At 71.4% G+C, this 19,570-nt stretch carries 19 protein-coding genes; 12 read left to right on the forward strand and 7 right to left on the reverse strand.

What is annotated here, in order from left to right:
* The first annotated feature begins 32 nt into the window (after positions 1-32).
* Positions 33-1,529: a class I adenylate-forming enzyme family protein gene (locus WDZ95_RS21550; protein WP_425781548.1), complete on the forward strand. Its 1,497-nt coding sequence runs from the start codon at positions 33-35 to the stop codon at positions 1,527-1,529.
* On the opposite strand, the gene WDZ95_RS21555 is transcribed toward WDZ95_RS21550, so the two are convergent.
* A complete protein-coding gene (locus tag WDZ95_RS21555; protein WP_425781550.1) occupies positions 1,489-2,880 on the reverse strand; it encodes an AmpG family muropeptide MFS transporter in 1,392 nt (463 codons plus the stop codon). The genes WDZ95_RS21550 and WDZ95_RS21555 overlap by 41 nt on opposite strands.
* Positions 2,881-2,938: 58 nt before the next feature.
* Between WDZ95_RS21555 and WDZ95_RS21560 the strand changes: the two genes are divergently transcribed.
* A complete protein-coding gene (locus tag WDZ95_RS21560; RefSeq protein WP_166231476.1) occupies positions 2,939-3,805 on the forward strand; it encodes a M48 family metallopeptidase in 867 nt (288 codons plus the stop codon).
* 21 nt (positions 3,806-3,826) lie between these two features.
* On the opposite strand, the gene gcvA is transcribed toward WDZ95_RS21560, so the two are convergent.
* Entirely contained in the window at positions 3,827-4,774 is a 948-nt protein-coding gene (gene gcvA, locus WDZ95_RS21565; RefSeq protein WP_425781552.1) for a transcriptional regulator GcvA, read from the reverse strand.
* Positions 4,775-4,965: 191 nt separating this feature from the next.
* On the opposite strand from gcvA, the gene WDZ95_RS21570 reads away from it, so the two are divergent.
* The 7 genes from WDZ95_RS21570 to WDZ95_RS21600 are packed head-to-tail and all read left to right on the forward strand — an operon-like array spanning position 4,966 to position 12,010.
* A complete protein-coding gene (locus WDZ95_RS21570; protein ID WP_425781554.1) occupies positions 4,966-5,853 on the forward strand; it encodes an FAD binding domain-containing protein in 888 nt (295 codons plus the stop codon).
* A gap of 13 nt (positions 5,854-5,866) precedes the next feature.
* On the forward strand, positions 5,867-6,358 hold the full coding sequence (locus tag WDZ95_RS21575) for a (2Fe-2S)-binding protein (RefSeq protein ID WP_425781556.1): 492 nt from the start codon (positions 5,867-5,869) through the stop codon (positions 6,356-6,358).
* Positions 6,355-8,769 (forward strand): xanthine dehydrogenase family protein molybdopterin-binding subunit, encoded by a 2,415-nt coding sequence (locus WDZ95_RS21580; protein WP_425781558.1) that lies wholly within the window; start codon positions 6,355-6,357, stop codon positions 8,767-8,769. The genes WDZ95_RS21575 and WDZ95_RS21580 overlap by 4 nt, the downstream gene beginning before the upstream one ends.
* Before the next feature lie 2 nt (positions 8,770-8,771).
* On the forward strand, positions 8,772-9,593 hold the full coding sequence (locus WDZ95_RS21585; RefSeq protein WP_166229480.1) for an alpha/beta fold hydrolase: 822 nt from the start codon (positions 8,772-8,774) through the stop codon (positions 9,591-9,593).
* Between the two features lie 32 nt (positions 9,594-9,625).
* Positions 9,626-10,360: an enoyl-CoA hydratase/isomerase family protein gene (locus WDZ95_RS21590; RefSeq protein ID WP_425781560.1), complete on the forward strand. Its 735-nt coding sequence runs from the start codon at positions 9,626-9,628 to the stop codon at positions 10,358-10,360.
* 17 nt (positions 10,361-10,377) lie between these two features.
* Positions 10,378-10,983 carry an SRPBCC family protein gene (locus WDZ95_RS21595; protein ID WP_425781562.1) on the forward strand — a complete coding sequence of 202 codons (606 nt, stop codon included), beginning with the start codon at positions 10,378-10,380 and terminating at the stop codon, positions 10,981-10,983.
* A gap of 43 nt (positions 10,984-11,026) precedes the next feature.
* Positions 11,027-12,010 carry a Bug family tripartite tricarboxylate transporter substrate binding protein gene (locus tag WDZ95_RS21600; RefSeq protein WP_166229474.1) on the forward strand — a complete coding sequence of 328 codons (984 nt, stop codon included), beginning with the start codon at positions 11,027-11,029 and terminating at the stop codon, positions 12,008-12,010.
* A gap of 95 nt (positions 12,011-12,105) precedes the next feature.
* On the opposite strand, the gene WDZ95_RS21605 is transcribed toward WDZ95_RS21600, so the two are convergent.
* Complete coding sequence (locus WDZ95_RS21605) at positions 12,106-12,747, reverse strand: MBL fold metallo-hydrolase (protein WP_425781564.1); 642 nt, start codon at positions 12,745-12,747, stop codon at positions 12,106-12,108.
* Position 12,748: 1 nt separating this feature from the next.
* Entirely contained in the window at positions 12,749-13,543 is a 795-nt protein-coding gene (locus WDZ95_RS21610) for an exodeoxyribonuclease III (RefSeq protein ID WP_166229470.1), read from the reverse strand.
* 12 nt (positions 13,544-13,555) lie between these two features.
* On the opposite strand from WDZ95_RS21610, the gene pyrE reads away from it, so the two are divergent.
* The gene (pyrE, locus tag WDZ95_RS21615; RefSeq protein ID WP_166229468.1) at positions 13,556-14,254 is read left to right on the forward strand and encodes an orotate phosphoribosyltransferase; all 699 of its coding nucleotides are present in this window, start codon (positions 13,556-13,558) and stop codon (positions 14,252-14,254) included.
* Positions 14,255-14,268: 14 nt separating this feature from the next.
* Complete coding sequence (locus WDZ95_RS21620; protein WP_240936429.1) at positions 14,269-14,925, forward strand: DUF4124 domain-containing protein; 657 nt, start codon at positions 14,269-14,271, stop codon at positions 14,923-14,925.
* Between the two features lie 23 nt (positions 14,926-14,948).
* On the opposite strand, the gene gatB is transcribed toward WDZ95_RS21620, so the two are convergent.
* From gatB to gatC, 3 genes are read right to left on the reverse strand one after another with little or no spacing between them, the layout of a single operon-like run.
* On the reverse strand, positions 14,949-16,433 hold the full coding sequence (gene gatB / locus WDZ95_RS21625; RefSeq protein ID WP_425781567.1) for an Asp-tRNA(Asn)/Glu-tRNA(Gln) amidotransferase subunit GatB: 1,485 nt from the start codon (positions 16,431-16,433) through the stop codon (positions 14,949-14,951).
* Positions 16,434-16,435: 2 nt separating this feature from the next.
* Positions 16,436-17,938, reverse strand: a complete 1,503-nt coding sequence (gene gatA / locus WDZ95_RS21630; protein WP_425781569.1) for an Asp-tRNA(Asn)/Glu-tRNA(Gln) amidotransferase subunit GatA — start codon at positions 17,936-17,938, stop codon at positions 16,436-16,438.
* Complete coding sequence (gene gatC / locus WDZ95_RS21635; RefSeq protein ID WP_425781571.1) at positions 17,935-18,234, reverse strand: Asp-tRNA(Asn)/Glu-tRNA(Gln) amidotransferase subunit GatC; 300 nt, start codon at positions 18,232-18,234, stop codon at positions 17,935-17,937. Before gatC ends, gatA begins: the two co-directional genes overlap by 4 nt.
* 291 nt (positions 18,235-18,525) lie before the next feature.
* Here gatC and WDZ95_RS21640 point away from each other — a divergent pair, with 291 nt between their 5' ends.
* Positions 18,526-19,569, forward strand: coding sequence for a rod shape-determining protein (locus tag WDZ95_RS21640; protein WP_166229460.1), 1,044 nt, complete (start codon positions 18,526-18,528; stop codon positions 19,567-19,569).
* The last annotated feature ends 1 nt before the right edge of the window (position 19,570 follow it).

Raw genomic sequence — 19,570 nt, forward strand, 5'->3', positions numbered from 1 at the left:
CCGCCGCTTGAGCCCCACGTAAAGTCCGGTAAATGTCGTTGGAACCCGCAAGCACCCTGGGCGCCCTGCTCGCGCAGCGCGCCGCCGCCCATCCGCGGCACACCGCCCTGCAATGGGACGGCGCCGACGCCCGCTGGCAGCGGCTGGACTACGCCACCCTGGCCGAACGCGCGCACACGCTGGCGCGGGCCCTGCCCGTGGAGCGCGGGCTGCGCGTGGCCTGGCTCGGCTTCAACCACCCGGCCCAGATCGCGCTGCTGTTCGCGCTGGCCCTGCGCGGCGCGGTGCTGGTGCCGCTCAACCACCGCCTCTCGCCGGCCGAATGGGCCGCCATCCTCGACGACTGCGCGCCCCTGTGCCTGGTGCACGACGAGGCCTTCGCCGAACCCGCACGCGCGCTCGCGGCCACCGAAGGCCTGCGCGCCATCGCGGTCGACACGCTCGACACCACGCCCGTCGAGCCGCTGCCCGACCAGGGCCGCCCGGGCGACGCGGCGCTCATCGTCTACACCTCGGGCACCACGGGCAACCCCAAGGGTGCGGTGCACACCCAGGCCCACCTGCTCGCCAACCTGGCGATCGCCGCGCCCGCCCAGGGCCTGAGCGAGCGCGACACCGTGCTCACCGCGCTGCCGCTGTTCCATGTTGGCGGCCTGTGCATCCAGACCCTGCCGGCCTTGTCGGTGGGGGCGCGCGTGCTGCTGCACCGCCGCTTCGACCCCGGCGCCGTGCTCGACACGATCGCGCGCGAGCGCCCCACGCTCACGCTGCAGGTGCCTGCCACGCTGCAGGCCCTGGTGCAGCACCCGCACTGGGGCGCGGTCGACCTGTCGTGCCTGCGCGCGATCTGGGCCGGCTCCAGCCTGCTGCCGGCCGAGCTGCTGCGCGCCTGCCACGCGCGCGGCGTGCCGGTGTGCAACGTCTACGGCAGCACCGAAACCGGCCCGTTCTCGATCGCGCTCGGCCCCGAGCACGCGCAGGAATTCGCGGGCTCCTGCGGCTGGCCCGCGCCGGGCGTGGAGGTGAAGCTGGTCGACCCGCAGGGCGAGCCTGTGGCGCGCGGCCGCGTGGGCGAGATCTGCGTGCGCGGGCCCAACGTGGTGGCGCTGTACTGGCCCGACGTGGACGCGGTCGACACCGAAGGCTTCTTCCACAGCGGCGACCTCGCGCGCCAGGAGCCGCAGGGCCACTACGTGGTGGTGGGCCGATCCAAGGACATGATCATCTCGGGCGGCGAGAACATCTATCCGGCCGAGATCGAGCAGTTGCTGGCCGAGCACCCCTGGGTGGCCGAGTGCGCGGTCGTGGGCCAGCCCGACGAGCGCTGGGGCGAGGTCTGCGTGGCCGTGGTGGTGCTGCGCGAAGGCGCGCCCGACGACTGGGTGAGCGGCGTGGAGGCCGCGCTGCACGGCCGCCTGGCGCGCTACAAGTGGCCGCGCCAGTGGCGCCGCGTCGACGCGCTGCCGCGCACCGCGCTGGGCAAGCTGGTCAAACCGGCGATCCGGGCCTGGCTGGTGAGCCAGCGCTGAGCGCCGCGGTGGGCTTGGCCACCCAGCGCGTGGCCAGCCACACCAGCAGCAGCACCGGCAGGCCCAGCGCCGCCGTGCCCAGGAAGAAGGGCACGTAGCCGTGGGCGTCGACGAGGGCGCCCGAATAGCCCGCGAGCCACTTGGGCGCAAGCAGCATCATCGAGCTGAACAGCGCGTACTGCGTGGCCGAGTAGCTCACGTTGGTGAGGCTCGAGAGGTAGGCGATGAAGGCCGCCGAGGCCACGCCCGCGCTGAGGTTGTCGGCCGAGATCACGAACATGAGCGCGGTCAGGCTGGCGCTGTGGCCCAGTTCGCCGGCGAGCCAGGCGAACAGCAGGTTGCTGCCCGCCGAGAGCACCGCGCCCAGCATGAGCACGCGCATCACGCCCATGCGCATGGCCATGGCCCCGCCGATGAACGCGCCCAGCAGGGTCATGATCACGCCGTAGACCTTGCTCACCGCGGCGACCTGGTCCTTGGTGTAGCCCATGTCCACGTAGAAGGGGTTGGCCATGATGCCCATCACCACGTCGCTGATGCGGTAGACGCCGATCAGCGCGAGGATGAGCACGGCCTGCTTGCCGTAGCGGCGCAGGAAATCGGCAAAGGGCTCGATCAGCGCGCCGCGCAGCCACTCGGCGGCGCTGCGCGCGGGCGGCAGTTCCACGCGCGCGGGCTCGCGCGAGAGCAGCACGGTCACCACGCCCACCGCCATGCTCGCGGCCATCACCAGGTAGGCGGTGCTCCAGCCGGCCTGCTGGTAGCCCGCGCCCGCGATCTCGTTGCGCGCGGCCAGCCACAGCACGCCCGCGCCGGCCCAGATCATGGCCAGCCGGTAGCCGGTCTGGTAGGTGGCGGCCAGCGCGCCCTGGCGCTGCGCGTCGGCCGACTCGATGCGGAAGGCGTCGAGCGCGATGTCCTGCGTGGCCGAGGCGAAGGCCACCGCGAGCGCGCACCACACCACCACCTCCAGGCCCTGGCGTGGATCGGCCAGCGCCATGCCCACCAGCGCGGCCGCGATGCACAGCTGCGACAGCAGCAGCCAGCTGCGCCGCCGCCCCAGGGCGCGCGTGAGCAGCGGGATCGGCAGCCGGTCCACCAGCGGCGCCCAGCACCACTTGAAGCCATAGGCCAGGCCGACCCAGCTCAGGTAGCCGATGGTGGTGCGGTCGATGCCCGCCTCGCGCAGCCGGAAGCTCAGCGTGCCCAGCACCAGCAGCAACGGCAGGCCGGCCGCGAAGCCGAGCGCGAACATGCGCAGGCTCGCGGGCTCGAGGTAGACGCGCAGCGCCTGGGCCCAGCTCGGGCGGGTGGGAGGGGCGGGCTCGGGGGTGGCGTGGTCGGGCGGCATGCGATGGGTGGTGTGTGGCCGTCACGCACGGGTGATCGGCTTTGCCTATTATTCGCGCATGTGCCTGCTCTGCGACCTCAAGACCCGCCTCGCTCCGGAACCCGCACGGCCCCGGCCCGACCCCGTGTGGTCGGCGCGCCGCGCCTTCGTGCTCGCCGCCGGTGCCGCCGCGGCCGCGCCCGCGCTCGCCCAGGTCGACGTGGGCCAGGGGTCGGCCCTGCGCAACCTGGTGCCTGCCGAGCAGCTCGAGAACGCCGCCGACAAGCAGTACGACCAGATGATGGCCGAGGCCCGGGCCAAGGGCGCGCTGGCCCCCGCCAGTGACCCGCAGCTCCAGCGCCTGCGCAACATCGCGCGCCGCCAGATCCCGCACGCTGCGCCCTGGAACGACCGCGCCAAGCGCTGGCAATGGGAGGTCAACCTGATCCGCAGCGAGCAGATCAACGCCTTCTGCATGCCCGGCGGCAAGATCGCCTTCTACACCGGCATCCTCGACAAGCTCCAGCTCAGCGACGACGAGGCCGCGATGATCATGGGCCACGAGATGGCGCATGCGCTGCGCGAACACGCGCGCTCGCGCGTGGCCAAGACCAACGCCACCGGCATGGGCCTGTCGATCGCGGCCCAGCTGCTGGGCCTGGGCCAGCTCGGCGACGTGGCGGCCAACCTCGGCACGCAGCTGCTCAGCCTCAAGTACAGCCGCGACGACGAGACCGAGGCCGACCTCGTGGGCCTGGAGCTCGCGGCGCGCTCGGCCTACGAGCCGCAGGCCAGCGTCACGCTGTGGCAGAAGATGGCCGCGGCCGGTGGCGGCGCCGCACCGGGCTTCCTGTCCACCCACCCCAGCGGGCCCGACCGCATCCGCCAGCTGCAGGCCAACATCCCCAAGGTGCAGGGCCTGTACGAGCAGGCCCGGCGCGGCTGACAGCGGGGTTGAGACCGCGGCTCAGGCCGGCGCGGCCGCCGGCAGGGCCCAGCCCATCTCTTTCGCCCACTCGGCGATGAAGCGCTCGGTGCTGCGCCCCTCCTCGGCCAGCCAGGCCAGGAACTCGGCCACCGCCGGGTTGCGCGCCGAGGCCAGCGCCGTGTTCGCGTAGTAGCGCCGCTGCATCGCACCCTGCAGGCCGAAGGGCGCGGCCAGCCGCCCGGCCCCGATGTCGTCGGCCACCAGGAACAGCGGCACCAGCACCACGCCCAGGCCTTCGGCCGCGGCCTGCAGCGCAAAGTACATCTGCTCGAAGTTGAGCGCGCTCGCGCCCGCGGTGGGCGCCAGGCCCGCGGCGCGCTGCCAGGCCGACCAGGGGTAGGGCTCGGTCGCGTAGTGCAGCAGGGTCTGGCGCGCGAGGTCGGCGGGCGTTCGCAGCCCGCCCGACTCGACCAGATCGGCGTGGCACACGGGCACGATGATTTCCGTCATGAAGGGCACCGAATGGCAGCCCGCGAGCGGCTCGAGCGCGCCGCGGATCGCGATGTCGTAAGGGTGCTCCTGGAAGTTCACCGGTGCCAGCGAGGTGGTGAGCCGCACCTCGGTCTCGGGGCGGCGGCGCTGGAAGCCCGACATGCGCGGGATCAGCCAGCGCATGGTGAAGGTCGGCGGCGCGCTCACGCCCAGCGCCGTCGGCGCGGCCTTCTGCGTCATGTGCATGGTGAGCACGGCCAGCCGGTCGAGCATGGACGTGAGCTCGGTCGCGAAGGCGCGCCCGTCGGCCGTGAGCGTGAGCTGCGAGGCCGCGCGGTGGAACAGCGCGGTGCCCAGCCATTCCTCGAGCAGCGCCACCTGCCGGCTCACCGCGCCGTGGGTCACGTTGAGCTCGTCGGCGGCCTTGGTGAAGCTCACGTGACGGGCCGCGGCCTCGAAGGCGCGCACGGCGTTCATGGGGGGCAGGCGTCTCATCGGGTGCTCGGGTGGGGCGGTTTTGGCGTGAGTTTTTCTCACGCTACGCCAGCTTTGATCGATTGCTGGACAGGGGCTCGAAGCCGAGAATTTTCCCCAAGGCAGCAGGGAAAACAGATGTTCCCAGGAGCCCGGGAAACCCGCAAGCCGTTCGTGAATTTTTTGCACCGCAACATCCACGCCGCACCGCCATGAAAGCCGCCCCGTTCGAATACATCCTGGCCGACTCGCTGGCGCACGCGCTCGAGGTGCTCGAGCGCCACGGCCACGAGGCCAAGCCCATCGCCGGCGGCCAGAGCCTGGTGCCCATGATGGCCATGCGGCTGGCGCGTCCCGCGGTGCTGCTCGACATCAACCGCCTGTCCGAGCTGCGCCAGCTCGCGGTCCGGCCGGACGGGGTGCAGATGGGCGCGACCACGCCGCAGCGCGTGGTGGAACACAGCGCCGAACTCGCGCGCGCGCTGCCGCTGGTGCGCGACGCGCTGCGCTGGGTCGGCCACATCCAGACCCGCAACCGCGGCACCGTGGGCGGCAGCCTGGTGCACGCCGACCCGGCGGCCGAGCTGCCGCTGGCCGCCGTGGTGCTCGACGCCTCGCTGCACCTGCGCAGCCGCGCCGGCGGCGAGCGCCGCATCGCCGCGCGCGACTTCTTCCTCGGCCCCATGTTCACCGCCACCGGCGAGACCGAATGCCTGGTCGACCTGCACTGGCCCGTGTGGTCCGGCGAGGGCATTCGCACGGCCTTCGGCGAGGTCTCGATGCGTCACGGTGACTTCGCCATGGCCGCAGCCGCCTGCCAGCTGCAGCTCGACGCCGACGGCGTGTGCCGCCGCGCGAGCTTCGGCCTTGGCGGCCTCGACGGCACGCCGCGCGCCTTCCCCGAACTCGCGCAGCAGCTCGTGGGACAGCGCATCGATGCGCGGCTGGCCGACGAGCTCGCGCACGCCGCCGTGGCGCAGACCGAGCCCGGTACCGACCTGCACGCGAGCGCCGACTACCGGCGCCACCTCGGCGTGGTGACGCTCTCGCGCGTGCTGCAGCAGGCCGCGCAAGGCCACACCGCCGCCCTTCAACCCTGATACCGCACCCGCCATGGCCACACCGCTCGTCTCCATCGACATCGCCGTCAACGGCGTGATCCAGCCGCGCACGGTGGAAGCGCGCACCACGCTGGTCGACTTCCTGCGCGACCACCTGCACCTCACCGGCACCCACGTGGGCTGCGAGCACGGCGTCTGCGGCGCCTGCACGGTGCTGCTCGACGGCGAGCCGGTGCGCTCGTGCTGCCTGTTCGCGGTGCAGGCCAAGGGCATGGCCGTGACCACGGTCGAAGGCCTGGCGCCGCAGCGCGGCCAGCTCTCGAAGCTGCAGGACGCGTTCTGCGAAGCGCACGCGCTGCAGTGCGGCTACTGCACACCCGGCATGCTGGTGGCGTGCCACGCGCTGATCGAGCGCACGCCGCACCCGAGCGAGGCCGAGATCCGCGAGGCCATCGGCGGCAACCTGTGCCGCTGCACCGGCTACCAGCAGATCGTGGACGCGGTCAAGCGCGCCACCGCGCCCGGCGCGGAGGTGTCGAAATGAGCGCCCCGCGCCACCCGGCCTACGAGGCCTTCAAGTACATCGGCCGGCCGCGCCGCGCGGTGGAGCACCGCCGCTTCGTGCTGGGCCAGGGCCATTTCGCGGCCGACGTGCACCTGCCCGGCCTGCTGCACGTGGCCATCGTGGCCAGCCCGCACGCGAGTGCGCGCATCGTGTCCATCGACACCTCGCCCGCGCTCGCACTGCCCGGTGTGCACGCCGCGCTCACGGGCGAGCAGATGAACGACGCCATCAAGCCCATGCTGCCCGGCGTGGACGCGCCCAGCGTCACGCGCTACCCGCTGGCGCGCGGCGTGGTGCGCTACGCGGGCGAATGGGTGGTGGCCGTGGTGGCCGAGTCGCGCGCGCTGGCCGAAGACGCGGCCGAGCTCGTGCACGTGGAATACGAGCCGCTGCCGCACGCGGTCGACCCCGAAGCCGCGATGGCGCCCGGGGCGCCGCTGGTGCACCCCGCGCACGGCAGCAACGTGATCTGGCAGCGCCGCTTCGACTGGGGCCCGGTGGACGCGCACTTTGCGGCCGCCGAGCACACGCTGGCCTACCGCGTGCGCTGGTCGCGCAGCGCCACGGTGCCGATCGAGACCTTCGTGGTCACGGGCCTGTGGAGCGACGCCACGCAGATGCTCGACGTCTGGGCCTCGATCCAGATGCCCAAGTACCCCGACCTGCTCGCGGCCTGCCTGCAGCTGCCCGGCAACGCGGTGCGCGTGCACTTCGACGTCGACGTGGGGGGCAGCTACGGCGTCAAGCGCGGCCTCAAGCACAGCATCCTCGTGGGGTACCTCGCGAAGCGGCTGGGCCGCCCGGTGCGCTTCCTCGAGGACCGGCTCGAAAACATGCGCGGCGGCGACATGCAGGGCCCCGACCGGCTCTTCGACGTCGAGCTCGCCTTCAACGGCGACGGCCGCGTGCGCGCCATGCGCATGCGCGCCCTCGAAGACATCGGCGCCTACTCGGGCCGCTCACCGCTGCAGCTGGGCAAGCCGGTGGGCGCCATCGTGGGCCCCTACACGATCGAGAGCGTCACCTACGACGCCTGCGCGGTGCTCACGAACAAGACGCCGCAGGAAGCGGTGCGCGGCTTCGGCCAGTCGCCCACCAACTACGCGATCGAGACCGGCATGGACAAGGTCGCGCGCTTCCTGGGCATGGACCGCATCGAGCTGCGCCGGCGCAATCTCATCCCCGCCAACGCCTTTCCCTATCTCATCCCCAGCGGCACGCACTACGACTCGGGCGACTACGAGACCGTGATGGACAAGGCGCTGGCCGCCGCGCCCTACGCCGAGCTGTGCCGCGAGCGCGACGCGCTGCGCGCGCAGGGCCTGCTTGCGGGCATCGGCCTGTCGACCTGCCTCGAACCCTCGGGCGGCAACTCGGCCTTCGAGCCGCTGTTCAACCCCAAGAACCTCACCACCACCTGGATGGACGCCTGCCTGGTCCGCATCGACCTCAATGGCGCGGTGACCGCGCTCATGGGCACCTCGAGCGCGGGCCAGGCGCACGAGACCCTGGTGTCCACCGTGGTGGGCGAGGTGCTGCAGCGCGAGCCCGACAGCATCCGCGTGCTGCACGCCGACTCGCTCAACGCCCTGCCCTCCAACAGCCCCGTGGGCAGCCGCATGGCGATCATGCTCGGCGGCGCGGCCGCGGGTGCGGCGCGGCTGCTGCGCAGCAAGCTGCTGGCCATCGCGGCGCACCGCTTCGGCGTGGCGCCCGAGGCCCTGGTGTACGAAGACGGCGACGTGTTCGTGCAGGCCGACCCCGCGCGCCGCCTCGGCTGGGCGCAGCTGGTGGAGATCGCGCACCGCCGCTACCACGAGATGCCCGCGGGCATGGAGCCGGGCCTGCAGGAGAAGTTCTGCTGGGAGGTGCCCACGGGCGGGCAGCTGCCCACGGCCGACGGCCGCGTGCAGATGTACCCCTGCCACTCGTTCGAATCGCACCTGGTGCTCGCCAGCCTCGATCCGCAGACCGGCCAGGTGCGGCTGCACCGCTACGTGGTGGGCCACGACTGCGGCGTGATGATCAACCCCGACGTCGTGCACGGCATGACCCTGGGCGGCGTCGCGCACGGCCTGGGCGCGGCCCTGTTCGAGAAGTTCGCCTACTCGCCCGAAGGCCAGCTGCTGTCGGGCACCTTCATGGACTACCTGCTGCCCAGCGCCGCCGAGGTGCCGGCCATCACCATCGTCGACCACTGCACCCCCTCCCCGCTCACCACCTTCGGCCAGAAGGGCTCGGGCGAAGCGGGCTACCTCGGCGGCCCTGCCGCCATCGCCAGCGCCGTCAACGACGCGCTGGCCCCGGCCGGCGCCGCCATCGACGCCTTGCCCATGACCCCGCAAGCCATCTGGCGCGCCCTGCAGGCCGCGCGCCCCACCAGGAGTTGATCATGAGCTGTCTGTGCATCCAGCGCCATCGCGTGCCCGGCGTCCATGGCGAGCTGTCGGTCCAGATCCAGGGCGATCTGCAGGACCCCGTGGTGCTGATGGGGCATTCCATCCTCACCTCGAGCGCGCTGTGGGAAAGCCAGGCCGTGCAGCTGCTCGCCCAGGGCTACTGCGTGGTGCGCGTCGACGCCACCGGCCATGGCGCCTCGGCCGCCCCGATGGCGGCCGTCACCATGAACGGGCTGGCGGCCGATGCGGTCGCGGTGCTCGACGCGCTGGGCATCGAACGCGCGCACTACGTGGGCCTGTCGCTCGGCGGCATGAGCGGCTTCGGCCTGGGCATCCACCACGCCGACCGCGTGATCAGCCTGGTGCTGTGCGCGGCGCGTGCCGACGCGCCCCCCGAGGTGGCCGCGCCCTGGAGCGAGCGCATCGAGCAGGCGCTGCAGAGCAACAGCTGCCAGCCGCTGGCGCGCGCCACGGTGCAGCGCTGGTTCGGCGACCGCTACCTCGACACCCACCCCGAGGTGGCCCAGACCTTCCGCCAGCTCGCGGCGCACACCACCGTCTCGGGCTTCATCGGCTGCGCGCGCGCCATCCAGGGGCTGGACTACCTGCCCCGCGTGCACACCATCGCCGCGCCCACCACGCTGATCGTCGGCGCGCGCGACGGCGTGCTGCCCGAGGCCATGCGCGACATCCAGGCGCGCATGCCGCGCGCCTCGCTCGACGTGATCGCCGACGCCGGACACCTGCCCAACATCGAGCAGGCCCGCGCCTTCAACGAGTCCCTGCTGCGCCACTTCCGCCGCCACGGCCACTGAGCCATCCCTTCGCCCACCCCACCGGAGAACCCATGCACCCGCACCTGCTCATCGAAGCACAAGACCGCCTGCTGCGCATCACGCTCAACCGCACCGAGGACAACGGCGTCTCCGACAGCATGGCCAGCGCGCTCTCGCAGTTGCTGCTCACGGCGCACGAACGCGCCGACGCGGTGCTGCTGCGCAGCGCCGGTCCCGACTTCTGCACCGGCCGCGTGCGCGACGCCGGCACCACGCCGCCCACCGCCGAGGCCTATGTGCGCCGCGACGAGTACGACGGCATCTTCGGCAGCTACCAGGCCATGCGCGGCGCCAAGGTGCCCATCGTGGGCGTGATCGAAGGCCGCTGCATGGGTTTTGGCGCCGCCATCGCCGCGCTGTGCGACGTGAGCTTCGCGGCCGACAGCGCGCGCTTCAACATCCCCGAGATCGGCCACAACGTGATGCCGACCATGGTGATGTCGGCGCTGTACGACCGCATGAACCGCAACGCCGTGCTGTGGATGGCCTACAGCGCCGACTTCATCGCCGCCGAACGCGCGCTGGCCTACGGCCTGGTGAGCCAGGTCGTGCCCGCCGCGCAGCTCGACGCCGAGGTCGAGCGATTCCTGGGCCTGCTGCTGTCGCGGCCGCGGCCCGCGCTGCTGGGTCTCAAGGAATACCTGCGCGTGGCGCCGCGCATGGACGAACAGGGCGCGATCGACTACGCGCGCAGCCTGCACTCGATGGTGAACACCGCGAGCGCCATGAAGAAGAAAGCCCACTGACCGCCCACGAGACCCGCATGAACATCACCGGCAACCGCTCCATTCCCAGCCCGCGCGAGCGCGTGTGGGACGCCCTCAACGACCCCGCGGTGCTGCAGCGCTGCCTGCCCGGCTGCGAGTCCGTGGTGCGCGCCGCGCCCGAGCGCTTCGAGCTGGTCATGGCCGCCACCATCGGCCCGCTGCGCGCGCGCTTCAACGGCCAGCTGCACATCGACGACGCGACCGTCCCCGCCTCGTGCACCCTGCGCTTCGAAGGCCAGGGCGGCGCGGTCGGCTTCGGCCGCGGCAGCGCCGACGTGTGGCTCGACCCGGTCGCCGAGGGCACCGAGCTGCGCTACAGCGCCCAGGCCCAGGTCGGCGGCAAGCTCGCGCAGGTGGGCTCGCGGCTGATCGAGAGCGTGGCGCGCAAGATGGCCGGCGACTTCTTCGAGGCCTTCACGGCCCAGCTCGCCGCGGCCGCGCCGGCGCCGGCCGCCGCGGCGGACCTCGCGCCCCGCGCCGTGCCACATACCCCCACGCCTCCAAAGCCCGTGCGCCGGCTGTCGGGCGGCTGGCTGCTGGCGGCGGCCCTGGCGGGCGCCCTGGCCGCCGCGGCCGGCCTGGCGCTGGCGCTGGCGCAATGAGCCGATTTGCGCGACAACCCACCCCCCTAGAGGAGACACCAACATGAAAACCCCTGGCATCAACCGCCGCACCCTGGTGCTGGCCACCGCGGGCGCCACGCTGGCATCGGCCGCCGGCGCGCAAGGCCGCGCCGCGCGCGCCGTGAAGATCGTGGTCGGCTTTCCGCCGGGCCAGGCCACGGACATCGTGGCGCGCCTGCTGGCCGACCAGCTCAAGGGCGTCACGGGCGACACCTACATCGTGGACAACAAGCCCGGCCAGGGCGGCAGCATCGCCATGGGCCAGGTCGCCAAATCGCCGGCCGATGGCAGCGTGATGATGCTCACCCACATGTCGGCGGTCGCGGCCACGCCGCACATGTACAAGTCCGTGCCCTACGACGCGCTCAAGGATTTCGAGGCCGTGGGCCTGCTCGGCGACCTGCCTTTCGTGCTCGTGTGCCACCCCTCGCTGCCCTTCCAGAACGTGGCCGACCTGGTGCGCTACGCCAAGGCCCACCCGGGCCGGCTCACGCACGCGTCATCGGGCAACGGCACGGTGTCGCACCTGGCCATGGAAGCGCTCAAGCGCCGCGCGGGCATCGACATGCTGCACGTGCCTTACCGCGGCAGCGCGCCCGGCCTCACCGACGTGGTGGCCGGCCAGGTCTCGGTGGCGCTCGAAACCGCGGCCGCGGTGCGGCCCTTCGTGCAGTCCGGCCAGCTCAAGGCGCTGGGCACGGGCACGCCGCAGCGCATGGCGGCCTTTCCCGGCGTGGCCACCATCGCGGAACAGGGCTTCGAGGGTTTCAGCGCCAGCACCTGGCTCATGCTGATCTACCCCGCCAACACCGACAAGGCGCTGGTGCAGGCCACGTTCGAAGCCATGAACAAGGCCATGCGAACGCCCGAGGTGGAAGCCCGCCTGCTGCAGATCGGCGCCATCCCGCGCTTCAGCGCAAGCCCGGCCGAGGCCGCCGCCTACATGCGCAGCGAATACGCGCACTGGGGCGAGGTGGTGCGCCAGAGCAAGGTCACCCTGGACTGAAACCAACGGGCCCCCACGCTCCGCCACTGCGCGGGTCGCTGCCCCCCGAGGGGGCTGATCCGGCTTGGGGCGGCCCGGCGCCGGATCGCGCGGCTCTATCCGCGCTCCCCCACGTAGGGGTTGAAGCGCCGCTCCTGCCCGAACGAGCCCTCGGGCCCGTGGCCGGGGATGAACACCGTCTCGTCGCCCATGGGCCAGAGCCGCTCGCGGATGCTGGCCAGCAGTTCGGCGTGGTTGCCGCCCGGGAAGTCGGTGCGGCCGATGCTGCCCACGAACAGCACGTCGCCGACGAAGGCGCGCTGCGCCTCGGCCGAGTGGAACACCACATGGCCCGGCGTGTGGCCCGGGCAGTGGCGCACGGCCAGCGTGCAATGCCCGATCTGCACCGTGTCGCCGTCGTGCAGCCAGCGCGTGGGCGTGAACGCCTGGCTCGGCGGAAAGCCGAACATCGCGCCCTGCTGCGGCAGCGCGTCGATCCAGAAGCGGTCGCCCTCGTGCGGGCCCACGATGGGCAGCGACAGACGCTGCGCGAGTTCGGCCGTGGCGCCCGCGTGGTCGATGTGGGCGTGCGTGAGCCAGATGGCCTTGAGCGTCACGCCCAGGCGCTGCACCTCGGCAAGCAGGCGATCGAGGTCGCCGCCCGGGTCGACGATGGCGGCCTCCCGGGTGGCGTCGCACCACACGATGGAGCAGTTCTGCGCGAAGGCGGTGACGGGGACGGTGAGGTAGCGCAGCATCTCAGAGCGTCATGTCGTAGCCGATGGTGATCGGCGCGTGGTCCGAGAAGCGCTGCGCCTTGTAGATGGACTCGGTGCGCGCGAGCGCCGCGGTCGCGGGCGTGGCCAGGTGGTAGTCGAGCCGCCACCCCACGTTGTTGGCCCAGGCCTGGCCGCGGTTGCTCCACCATGTGTAGCAGGCGTCGGTGGTGTCGGGCTGCAGGCGGCGGTAGACGTCGATCAGGCCCACGTCGTCGCTGAGCAGGTGCGACATCCAGGCCCGCTCCTCGGGCAGGAAGCCGCTGTTCTTCTGGTTGCTGCGCCAGTTCTTGAGGTCGTTCTGCGTGTGCGCGATGTTCACGTCGCCGCACAGGATGAATTCGCGTTCGGCCTTGAGCGAGATCAGGTGCGGCAGGAAGGCCGCGAGGAAGCGGTACTTGGCTTCCTGGCGCTCGGGGCCCGAGGAGCCGCTGGGAAAGTACACGCTGAGGATCGAGAACCTGCGCTGCGGCGTGTCGAAGCGCAGCTCGGTGTAGCGGCCTTCGGTGTCGAATTCGCCGCCGTCGAAGCCGGTCCGCACGTCACTGGGCTCATGGCGCGTGAACACCGCGGTGCCCGCGTAGCCCTTCTTCTCGGCGAAGTGGTAATGGCCGCGCAGCCCGGCCAGGGTCTCGAAGCGACCGGCGACGTCGGCCGCCTGGGCCTTGACTTCCTGCACGCAAATACAATCCGGCGCACTTTGGGCGACCCAGGCTTCGAGCCCTTTGGTGGTGGCCGAGCGGATGCCGTTGAGGTTGAGGCTGGTCAGGTTGAACACAAGGACATTTCCATGGTGAAGGCAGTCGCCCCGGCCGAGCAAGCGCTGGCACAGGCATTCGTGAAGTTCTGCGTCGAGGCCGGCGCGCTGAAGTTCGGCGAGTTCAAGACCAAGGCCGGCCGGCTCTCGCCCTACTTCTTCAATGCAGGCCTGTTCGACGACGGCGCCAAGCTGGGCCGGCTCGCGGAATTCTATGCACGCGCCCTGATCGACAGCGGCATCGCCTTCGACATGATCTTCGGTCCCGCCTACAAGGGCATTCCCCTGGGCGCGGCGGTGGCGATCGAGCTCGCGCGGCTGGGCCGCAACGTGCCCTTCGCCTACAACCGCAAGGAGGCCAAGGACCACGGCGAGGGCGGCACCCTGGTGGGCGCGCCGCTGCGGGGGCGGGTGCTGATCGTGGACGACGTGATGAGCGCGGGCACGGCCGCGCGCGAGTCGATCGCGCTGATCCGCGCCGCGGGCGCCACGCCCAGCGCGGTGGCGATCGCGCTGGACCGCCAGGAAAAGGCCACCGAGGTCGGTACCGACGGCGTGGTCCGCGACGTGGATCACAGTGCCGTGCAATACGTGCAGCGCCAGCTCGGCCTGCAGGTTTGTGCGATTGCGAGGCTGGAGGATTTGCTCCAGTATCTGGACGGTCAGGCCGGTGGCGAGATCGCCATCCACCGCGAACGGGTGCTGGCCTACCGCGAACGCTACGGCGTCTAGGACCGAACACCACCATGCACCGACCTGCCCCGCTGCCCCCGACCCTGATGCGCGCCGCCGCCGTCCTCGCGCTGGGCGCGCTGGTGTCGGGCATGGCCGCGGCGCAGAGCATCTACACCTGCACCGACAGCAAGGGCCGGCGCATCACCTCCGACCGGCCCATCACCGACTGCCTCGACCGCGAACAGCAGCGCATGGGCCGCACCGGCACCGTGCGCGAGACCATTCCGCCGAGCTACACCCGCGAGGAGCGCGAGCGTGTGGAAGCCCAGCGCCGCGCCGAGGCCGAGAAGGAAGCGCGCCTGGCCGAAGAGAAGCGCCGCAACCGCGCGCTGCTGATCCGCTACCCCTCGGCCGCGGTGCACGACAAGGAGCGCCAGGAAGCGCTGTCGCAGATCGACGAGGTGATCGCGGCCGTGAACAAGCGCGAGCTCGCGCTGGCCGCGCAGCGCAAGGAGATCGACACCGAGTTCGAGTTCTACAAGGCCGACCCGGCGAAGGCGCCGGCCTGGCTCAAGCGCAAGCGCGACGACAACGAGAAGCAGATGGAACTGCAGAAGCGCTTCCTGGCCGAGCAGGAGCAGGAGAAGAAGCGCGTGGCGCAGCGCTTCGACGAAGAACTCGCCAAGCTCCAGCAGCTCTGGAGCGCGCAGGTCCCGGCCAACCGCTGACGCGGCGGGCCGGGGGCCCATGATCAGCCCAGCTTCTGGCGCAGCAGGTCGTTCACCTGCTGCGGGTTGGCCTTGCCCTTGCTGGCCTTCATCACCTGGCCCACGAGCGCGTTGAAGGCCTTGTCCTTGCCAGCGCGGAACTGCGCCACCATCTCGGCGTTCGCGGCCATCACCTCGTCGATGATCTTCTCGATCGCGCCGCTGTCGCTGACCTGCTTGAGGCCCTTGGCCTCGATGACGGCGTCGATCTGCGCGCGCGCGTCCTGCACCTGGCCGTTCGCGCCCTCGCCGCTCCAGAGCGCGTCCATCACCTGCTTGGCCGCGTTGTTCGACACCGTGCCGTCGGCGATGCGCTGCAGCAGCGCGCCCAGCTGCGCCGCGCTCACGGGCGCCTCGGCGATGCCGCGCTCTTCGGCGTTGAGCCGGCGCGAGACCTCGCCCATCACCCAGTTGCTGGCCATCTTGGCCTGACCGCTGGCCTGGGCCGCGGTTTCGAAGTAGGCCGCCATGGCGGGGCTCTGCGTGAGCGTGGTGGCGTCGTATTCGGGCAGGCCGTACTGCGCCACGAAGCGCTCGGCCATGGCGCGCGGCAGCTCGGGCATGGCGGCCTGCACCTGGGCCACCCAGTCGCGCGCGATCACCAGCGGCGGCAGGTCCGGGTCGGGGAAGTAGCGGTAGTCGGCCGCGTCTTCCTTGGTGCGCATGGCGCGGGTCTCGCCGCTGTCCGGGTCGAACAGCACTGTGGCCTGCTGAATGGCGTGGCCGTCTTCGATCTGTTCGATCTGCCAGCGCACCTCGTAGTCGATGGCCTGCTGCATGAACTTGAACGAGTTCAGGTTCTTGATCTCGCGCCGCGTGCCCAGCGGCTGGCCCGGCTTGCGCACCGACACGTTGGCGTCGCAGCGGAACGAGCCCTCCTGCATGTTGCCGTCGCAGATGCCGATCCAGGTCACGATCTTGTGCAGCTCCTTGGCGTAGGCCACGGCCTCGGCGCTGGAGCGGATGTCGGGCTCGGTCACGATCTCGAGCAGCGGCGTGCCCGCGCGGTTGAGGTCGATGCCGCTCTGGCCGATGAAGTCTTCGTGCAGCGATTTGCCCGCGTCTTCCTCGAGGTGGGCGCGCACCAGGCGCACGGTCTTCTTCTCGTCGCCCAGGAAGAAGCTCACCGCGCCGCCCTGCACCACCGGGATCTCGAACTGGCTGATCTGGTAGCCCTTGGGCAGGTCGGGGTAGAAGTAGTTCTTGCGCGCGAACACGCTGCGCTCGGCCACGTGCGAACCCACGGCCAGGCCGAAGCGGATCGCGCAGGCCACGGCCTCGCGGTTCATCACGGGCAGCGTGCCGGGCAGGGCCAGGTCGACGGCGCAGGCCTGGGTGTTGGGCTCGGCGCCGAAGGCGGTGGCCGCGCGGCTGAAGATCTTGGACTGCGTGGCGAGCTGGGCGTGGGTCTCGAAGCCGATCACGACTTCGTAGCCTTGCACCAGCAGGGAGGTGGTGGTCTTGCTCATGGTCAGATCCCCGCGGGCGCCTGGCGGTGCCAGTCGGTGGCGAGCTGCAGGGCGTGCGCGGCCTGCAGCAGCTCGGCTTCTTTTAGGTAGTTGCCCATGAGCTGCAGGCCCACGGGCATGCCGCCGGCGCCGAAGCCCGCGGGCAGGCTCATGCCGGGCAGGCCCGCGAGGCTGCCGGGCAGCGTGAAGATGTCGGCCAGGTAGTTGGCCACGGGATCGTCGGCCTTTTCGCCCAGGGCCCAGGCCACGGTGGGCGCGGCGGGGCCGGCGATCAGGTCGCACTGCGTGAAGGCCTGCTGGAAGTCCTGCGCGATCAGGCGGCGGATCTGCTGCGCCTTGAGGTAGTAGGCGTCGTAGTAGCCGTGGCTGAGCACGTAGGTGCCGATCATGATGCGGCGCTGCACCTCGGGGCCGAAGGCCTCGGTGCGCGAGCGCTTGTACATGTCGACCAGGTCGTTGTACTGCGCGGCGCGGTGGCCGAACTTCACGCCGTCGAAGCGGCTCAGGTTCGAGCTCGCCTCGGCCGGCGCGATGATGTAGTAGACGGGAATGGCCAACTCGGTGCGCGGCAGCGAGACCTCGACCAGCGTGGCGCCGAGCTTCTCGTATTCGGCGAGCGCGGCGCGCACCGGCGTGAGCACGTCGGCGGCCACACCGTCGCCGAAGAACTCGCGCGGCAGGCCGATGCGCAGGCCCTTGAGCGGCTGCGCGGCGCTCGCGCCTTCGCGGGGCTGCCCGAGCAGGCGGCCGTAGTCCTCGGCGGGGCGGTCCAGGCTGGTGGAGTCGCGGTCGATGTCGGGGCCGGCCATGGCGGTGAGCAGCGTGGCGCAGTCGGCCGCGCTGCGCGCCATGGGGCCGGCCTGGTCGAGGCTGGACGCGAAGGCCACCATGCCGTAGCGCGAGCAGCGGCCGTAGGTGGGCTTGATGCCGGTCACGCCGCAGAAGCTCGCGGGCTGGCGGATCGAACCGCCGGTGTCGGTGCCGGTCACGGCCGGCGCCAGGCGCGCGGCCACGGCCACGGCCGAACCGCCCGAGGAGCCGCCCGGCACGCGCGAAGGATCCCAGGGGTTGCGCGCGGGGCCGTAGGCCGAGTTCTCGTTGCTGCCGCCCATGGCGAACTCGTCGCAGTTGAGCTTGCCCAGCGTGACCGCGCCCTGCTGCGCGAGCCGGCTCACCACGGTGGCGTCGAAGGGGCTGCGGTAGCCCTCAAGCATCTTCGAGCCGGCGGTGGTCGGGAAGTCGCGCGTGACGAAGATGTCCTTGTGCGCCAGGGGCACGCCCAGCAGCGGCGTGCGCTCGCCGGCGGCCACGCGCGCGTCGGCGGCCTTGGCCTGCGCGAGCGAGGCGGCTTCGTTGAAGGCCAGAAAGGCGCCCAGGTGCTGGTGCTGCTGCGCGCGCGCCAGCAGGTGCTGCGTGGCTTCCACGCTGCTGGTCCTGCCCTCGGCAATGGCCTGCGCGAGCTCGGCCACGCCCAGGTCGTGGAGGTCGGTGGCGGCGGCGCTCATTCGATCACCTTGGGCACGAGGAACAGGCCGCGCTCCACGGCCGGGGCGCTCTGCTGGTTGGCTTCGCGCGCGTCGGGCTCGCTCACCACGTCAGGGCGCAGACGCAGCTGCACGTCTTCGAGCACGGCCGTGGGATGGGCCAGCGGCTCGACGCCGGTGGTGTCCACCGCGTTCATCTGCGCGACGAGGTCGAAGAAGCCGTTGAGCTGGCCCAGCAGGCGCTCGCGCTGCTCGGGAGCCGGGTCGAGGCGCGCCAGGTTGGCGATGCGATCGATGTCGTGGAGGGTCAGTGACATGGTGCTGGGAAAGACTCGGCGGGCCCGCGGGAGACGGCCCGGCCTGCAACCGGATGCAAAAACGCGCCCGAATCGCCCCGTTTGCCGGGCAAACGGGCCTGTTTTCGTGCGGTTGTGCACAGGGAGTCGGGTATTATCCTGCGTTCAGCAAAAGGGGCTTTTGCGTCCGCTTTTCGCCACCGAATCAACCACTTAGCTCCCCGAAGCTTCCGATGCCCGGCCCGCTCCACGGCCCCACCCCCGGCTGCACGCGTTCGCGTGACCGCGCGCATCCCACAGGATCCACCCACCATGTTTGAAGCGTTCCGTCGGAGTTTCTCGACCGACCTGGCCATCGACCTCGGCACCGCCAACACCCTGATCTACGTGCGCCACAAGGGCATCGTGCTCGACGAGCCCTCGGTCGTGTCGATCCGCCACGAAGGCGGTCCCCAGGGCAAGAAGACCATCCAGGCCGTGGGCCGCGAGGCCAAGGCCATGCTGGGCAAGGTGCCCGGCAACATCGAGGCCATCCGCCCGATGAAAGACGGCGTGATCGCCGACTTCACCGTCACCGAGCAGATGCTCAAGCAGTTCATCAAGATGGTGCACCCGCGCTCGATGTTCAAGCCGAGCCCGCGCATCATCATCTGCGTGCCCTGCGGCTCGACCCAGGTCGAGCGCCGCGCCATCCGTGAGTCGGCCCTGGGCGCGGGCGCGAGCGAGGTCTACCTGATCGAGGAACCCATGGCCGCGGCCATCGGCGCCGGCCTGCCGGTGTCCGACGCCTCGGGCTCCATGGTGGTCGACATCGGCGGCGGCACCACCGAGGTGGGCGTGATCAGCCTGGGCGGCATGGTCTACAAGGGCAGCGTGCGCGTGGGCGGCGACAAGTTCGACGACGCCATCATCGCGTACATCCGCCGCAACTACGGCATGCTCATCGGCGAGCCCACGGCCGAAGCCATCAAGAAGGAAATCGGCTCGGCCTTCCCGGGCTCCGAGGTGCGCGAAATGGAAGTCAAGGGCCGCAACCTCTCCGAGGGTGTGCCCCGCAGCTTCACCATCAGCTCCAACGAGGTGCTCGAGGCCCTCACCGAGCCGCTGAACCAGATCGTGAGCGCGGTGAAGAACGCGCTCGAGCAGACCCCGCCCGAGCTGGGCGCCGACATCGCCGAGCGCGGCATGATGCTCACCGGCGGCGGCGCGCTGCTGCGCGACCTCGACCGCCTGCTCGCCGAAGAAACCGGCCTGCCGGTGCTGGTGGCCGAAGAGCCGCTGACCTGCGTGGTGCGCGGCTGCGGCATGGCCCTGGAGCGCATGGAGCGCCTGGGCACGATCTTCACCAGCGAATAAA

Origin of the sequence: Hydrogenophaga sp. T2, assembly GCF_049843535.1 — a bacterium.
GTDB classification, from domain to species: Bacteria; Pseudomonadota; Gammaproteobacteria; order Burkholderiales; family Burkholderiaceae_C; genus Hydrogenophaga; species Hydrogenophaga crocea.

Coding starts and splice junctions, on each gene's coding strand:
- WDZ95_RS21550 (WP_425781548.1), top strand. CDS start 33: ATGTCGTTGGAACCCGCAAGCACCCTGGGCGCCCTGCTCGCGCAGCGC.
- WDZ95_RS21555 (WP_425781550.1), bottom strand. CDS start 2,880: ATGCCGCCCGACCACGCCACCCCCGAGCCCGCCCCTCCCACCCGCCCG.
- WDZ95_RS21560 (WP_166231476.1), top strand. CDS start 2,939: ATGTGCCTGCTCTGCGACCTCAAGACCCGCCTCGCTCCGGAACCCGCA.
- gcvA (WP_425781552.1), bottom strand. CDS start 4,774: ATGAGACGCCTGCCCCCCATGAACGCCGTGCGCGCCTTCGAGGCCGCG.
- WDZ95_RS21570 (WP_425781554.1), top strand. CDS start 4,966: ATGAAAGCCGCCCCGTTCGAATACATCCTGGCCGACTCGCTGGCGCAC.
- WDZ95_RS21575 (WP_425781556.1), top strand. CDS start 5,867: ATGGCCACACCGCTCGTCTCCATCGACATCGCCGTCAACGGCGTGATC.
- WDZ95_RS21580 (WP_425781558.1), top strand. CDS start 6,355: ATGAGCGCCCCGCGCCACCCGGCCTACGAGGCCTTCAAGTACATCGGC.
- WDZ95_RS21585 (WP_166229480.1), top strand. CDS start 8,772: ATGAGCTGTCTGTGCATCCAGCGCCATCGCGTGCCCGGCGTCCATGGC.
- WDZ95_RS21590 (WP_425781560.1), top strand. CDS start 9,626: ATGCACCCGCACCTGCTCATCGAAGCACAAGACCGCCTGCTGCGCATC.
- WDZ95_RS21595 (WP_425781562.1), top strand. CDS start 10,378: ATGAACATCACCGGCAACCGCTCCATTCCCAGCCCGCGCGAGCGCGTG.
- WDZ95_RS21600 (WP_166229474.1), top strand. CDS start 11,027: ATGAAAACCCCTGGCATCAACCGCCGCACCCTGGTGCTGGCCACCGCG.
- WDZ95_RS21605 (WP_425781564.1), bottom strand. CDS start 12,747: ATGCTGCGCTACCTCACCGTCCCCGTCACCGCCTTCGCGCAGAACTGC.
- pyrE (WP_166229468.1), top strand. CDS start 13,556: ATGGTGAAGGCAGTCGCCCCGGCCGAGCAAGCGCTGGCACAGGCATTC.
- WDZ95_RS21620 (WP_240936429.1), top strand. CDS start 14,269: ATGCACCGACCTGCCCCGCTGCCCCCGACCCTGATGCGCGCCGCCGCC.
- gatB (WP_425781567.1), bottom strand. CDS start 16,433: ATGAGCAAGACCACCACCTCCCTGCTGGTGCAAGGCTACGAAGTCGTG.
- gatA (WP_425781569.1), bottom strand. CDS start 17,938: ATGAGCGCCGCCGCCACCGACCTCCACGACCTGGGCGTGGCCGAGCTC.
- gatC (WP_425781571.1), bottom strand. CDS start 18,234: ATGTCACTGACCCTCCACGACATCGATCGCATCGCCAACCTGGCGCGC.
- WDZ95_RS21640 (WP_166229460.1), top strand. CDS start 18,526: ATGTTTGAAGCGTTCCGTCGGAGTTTCTCGACCGACCTGGCCATCGAC.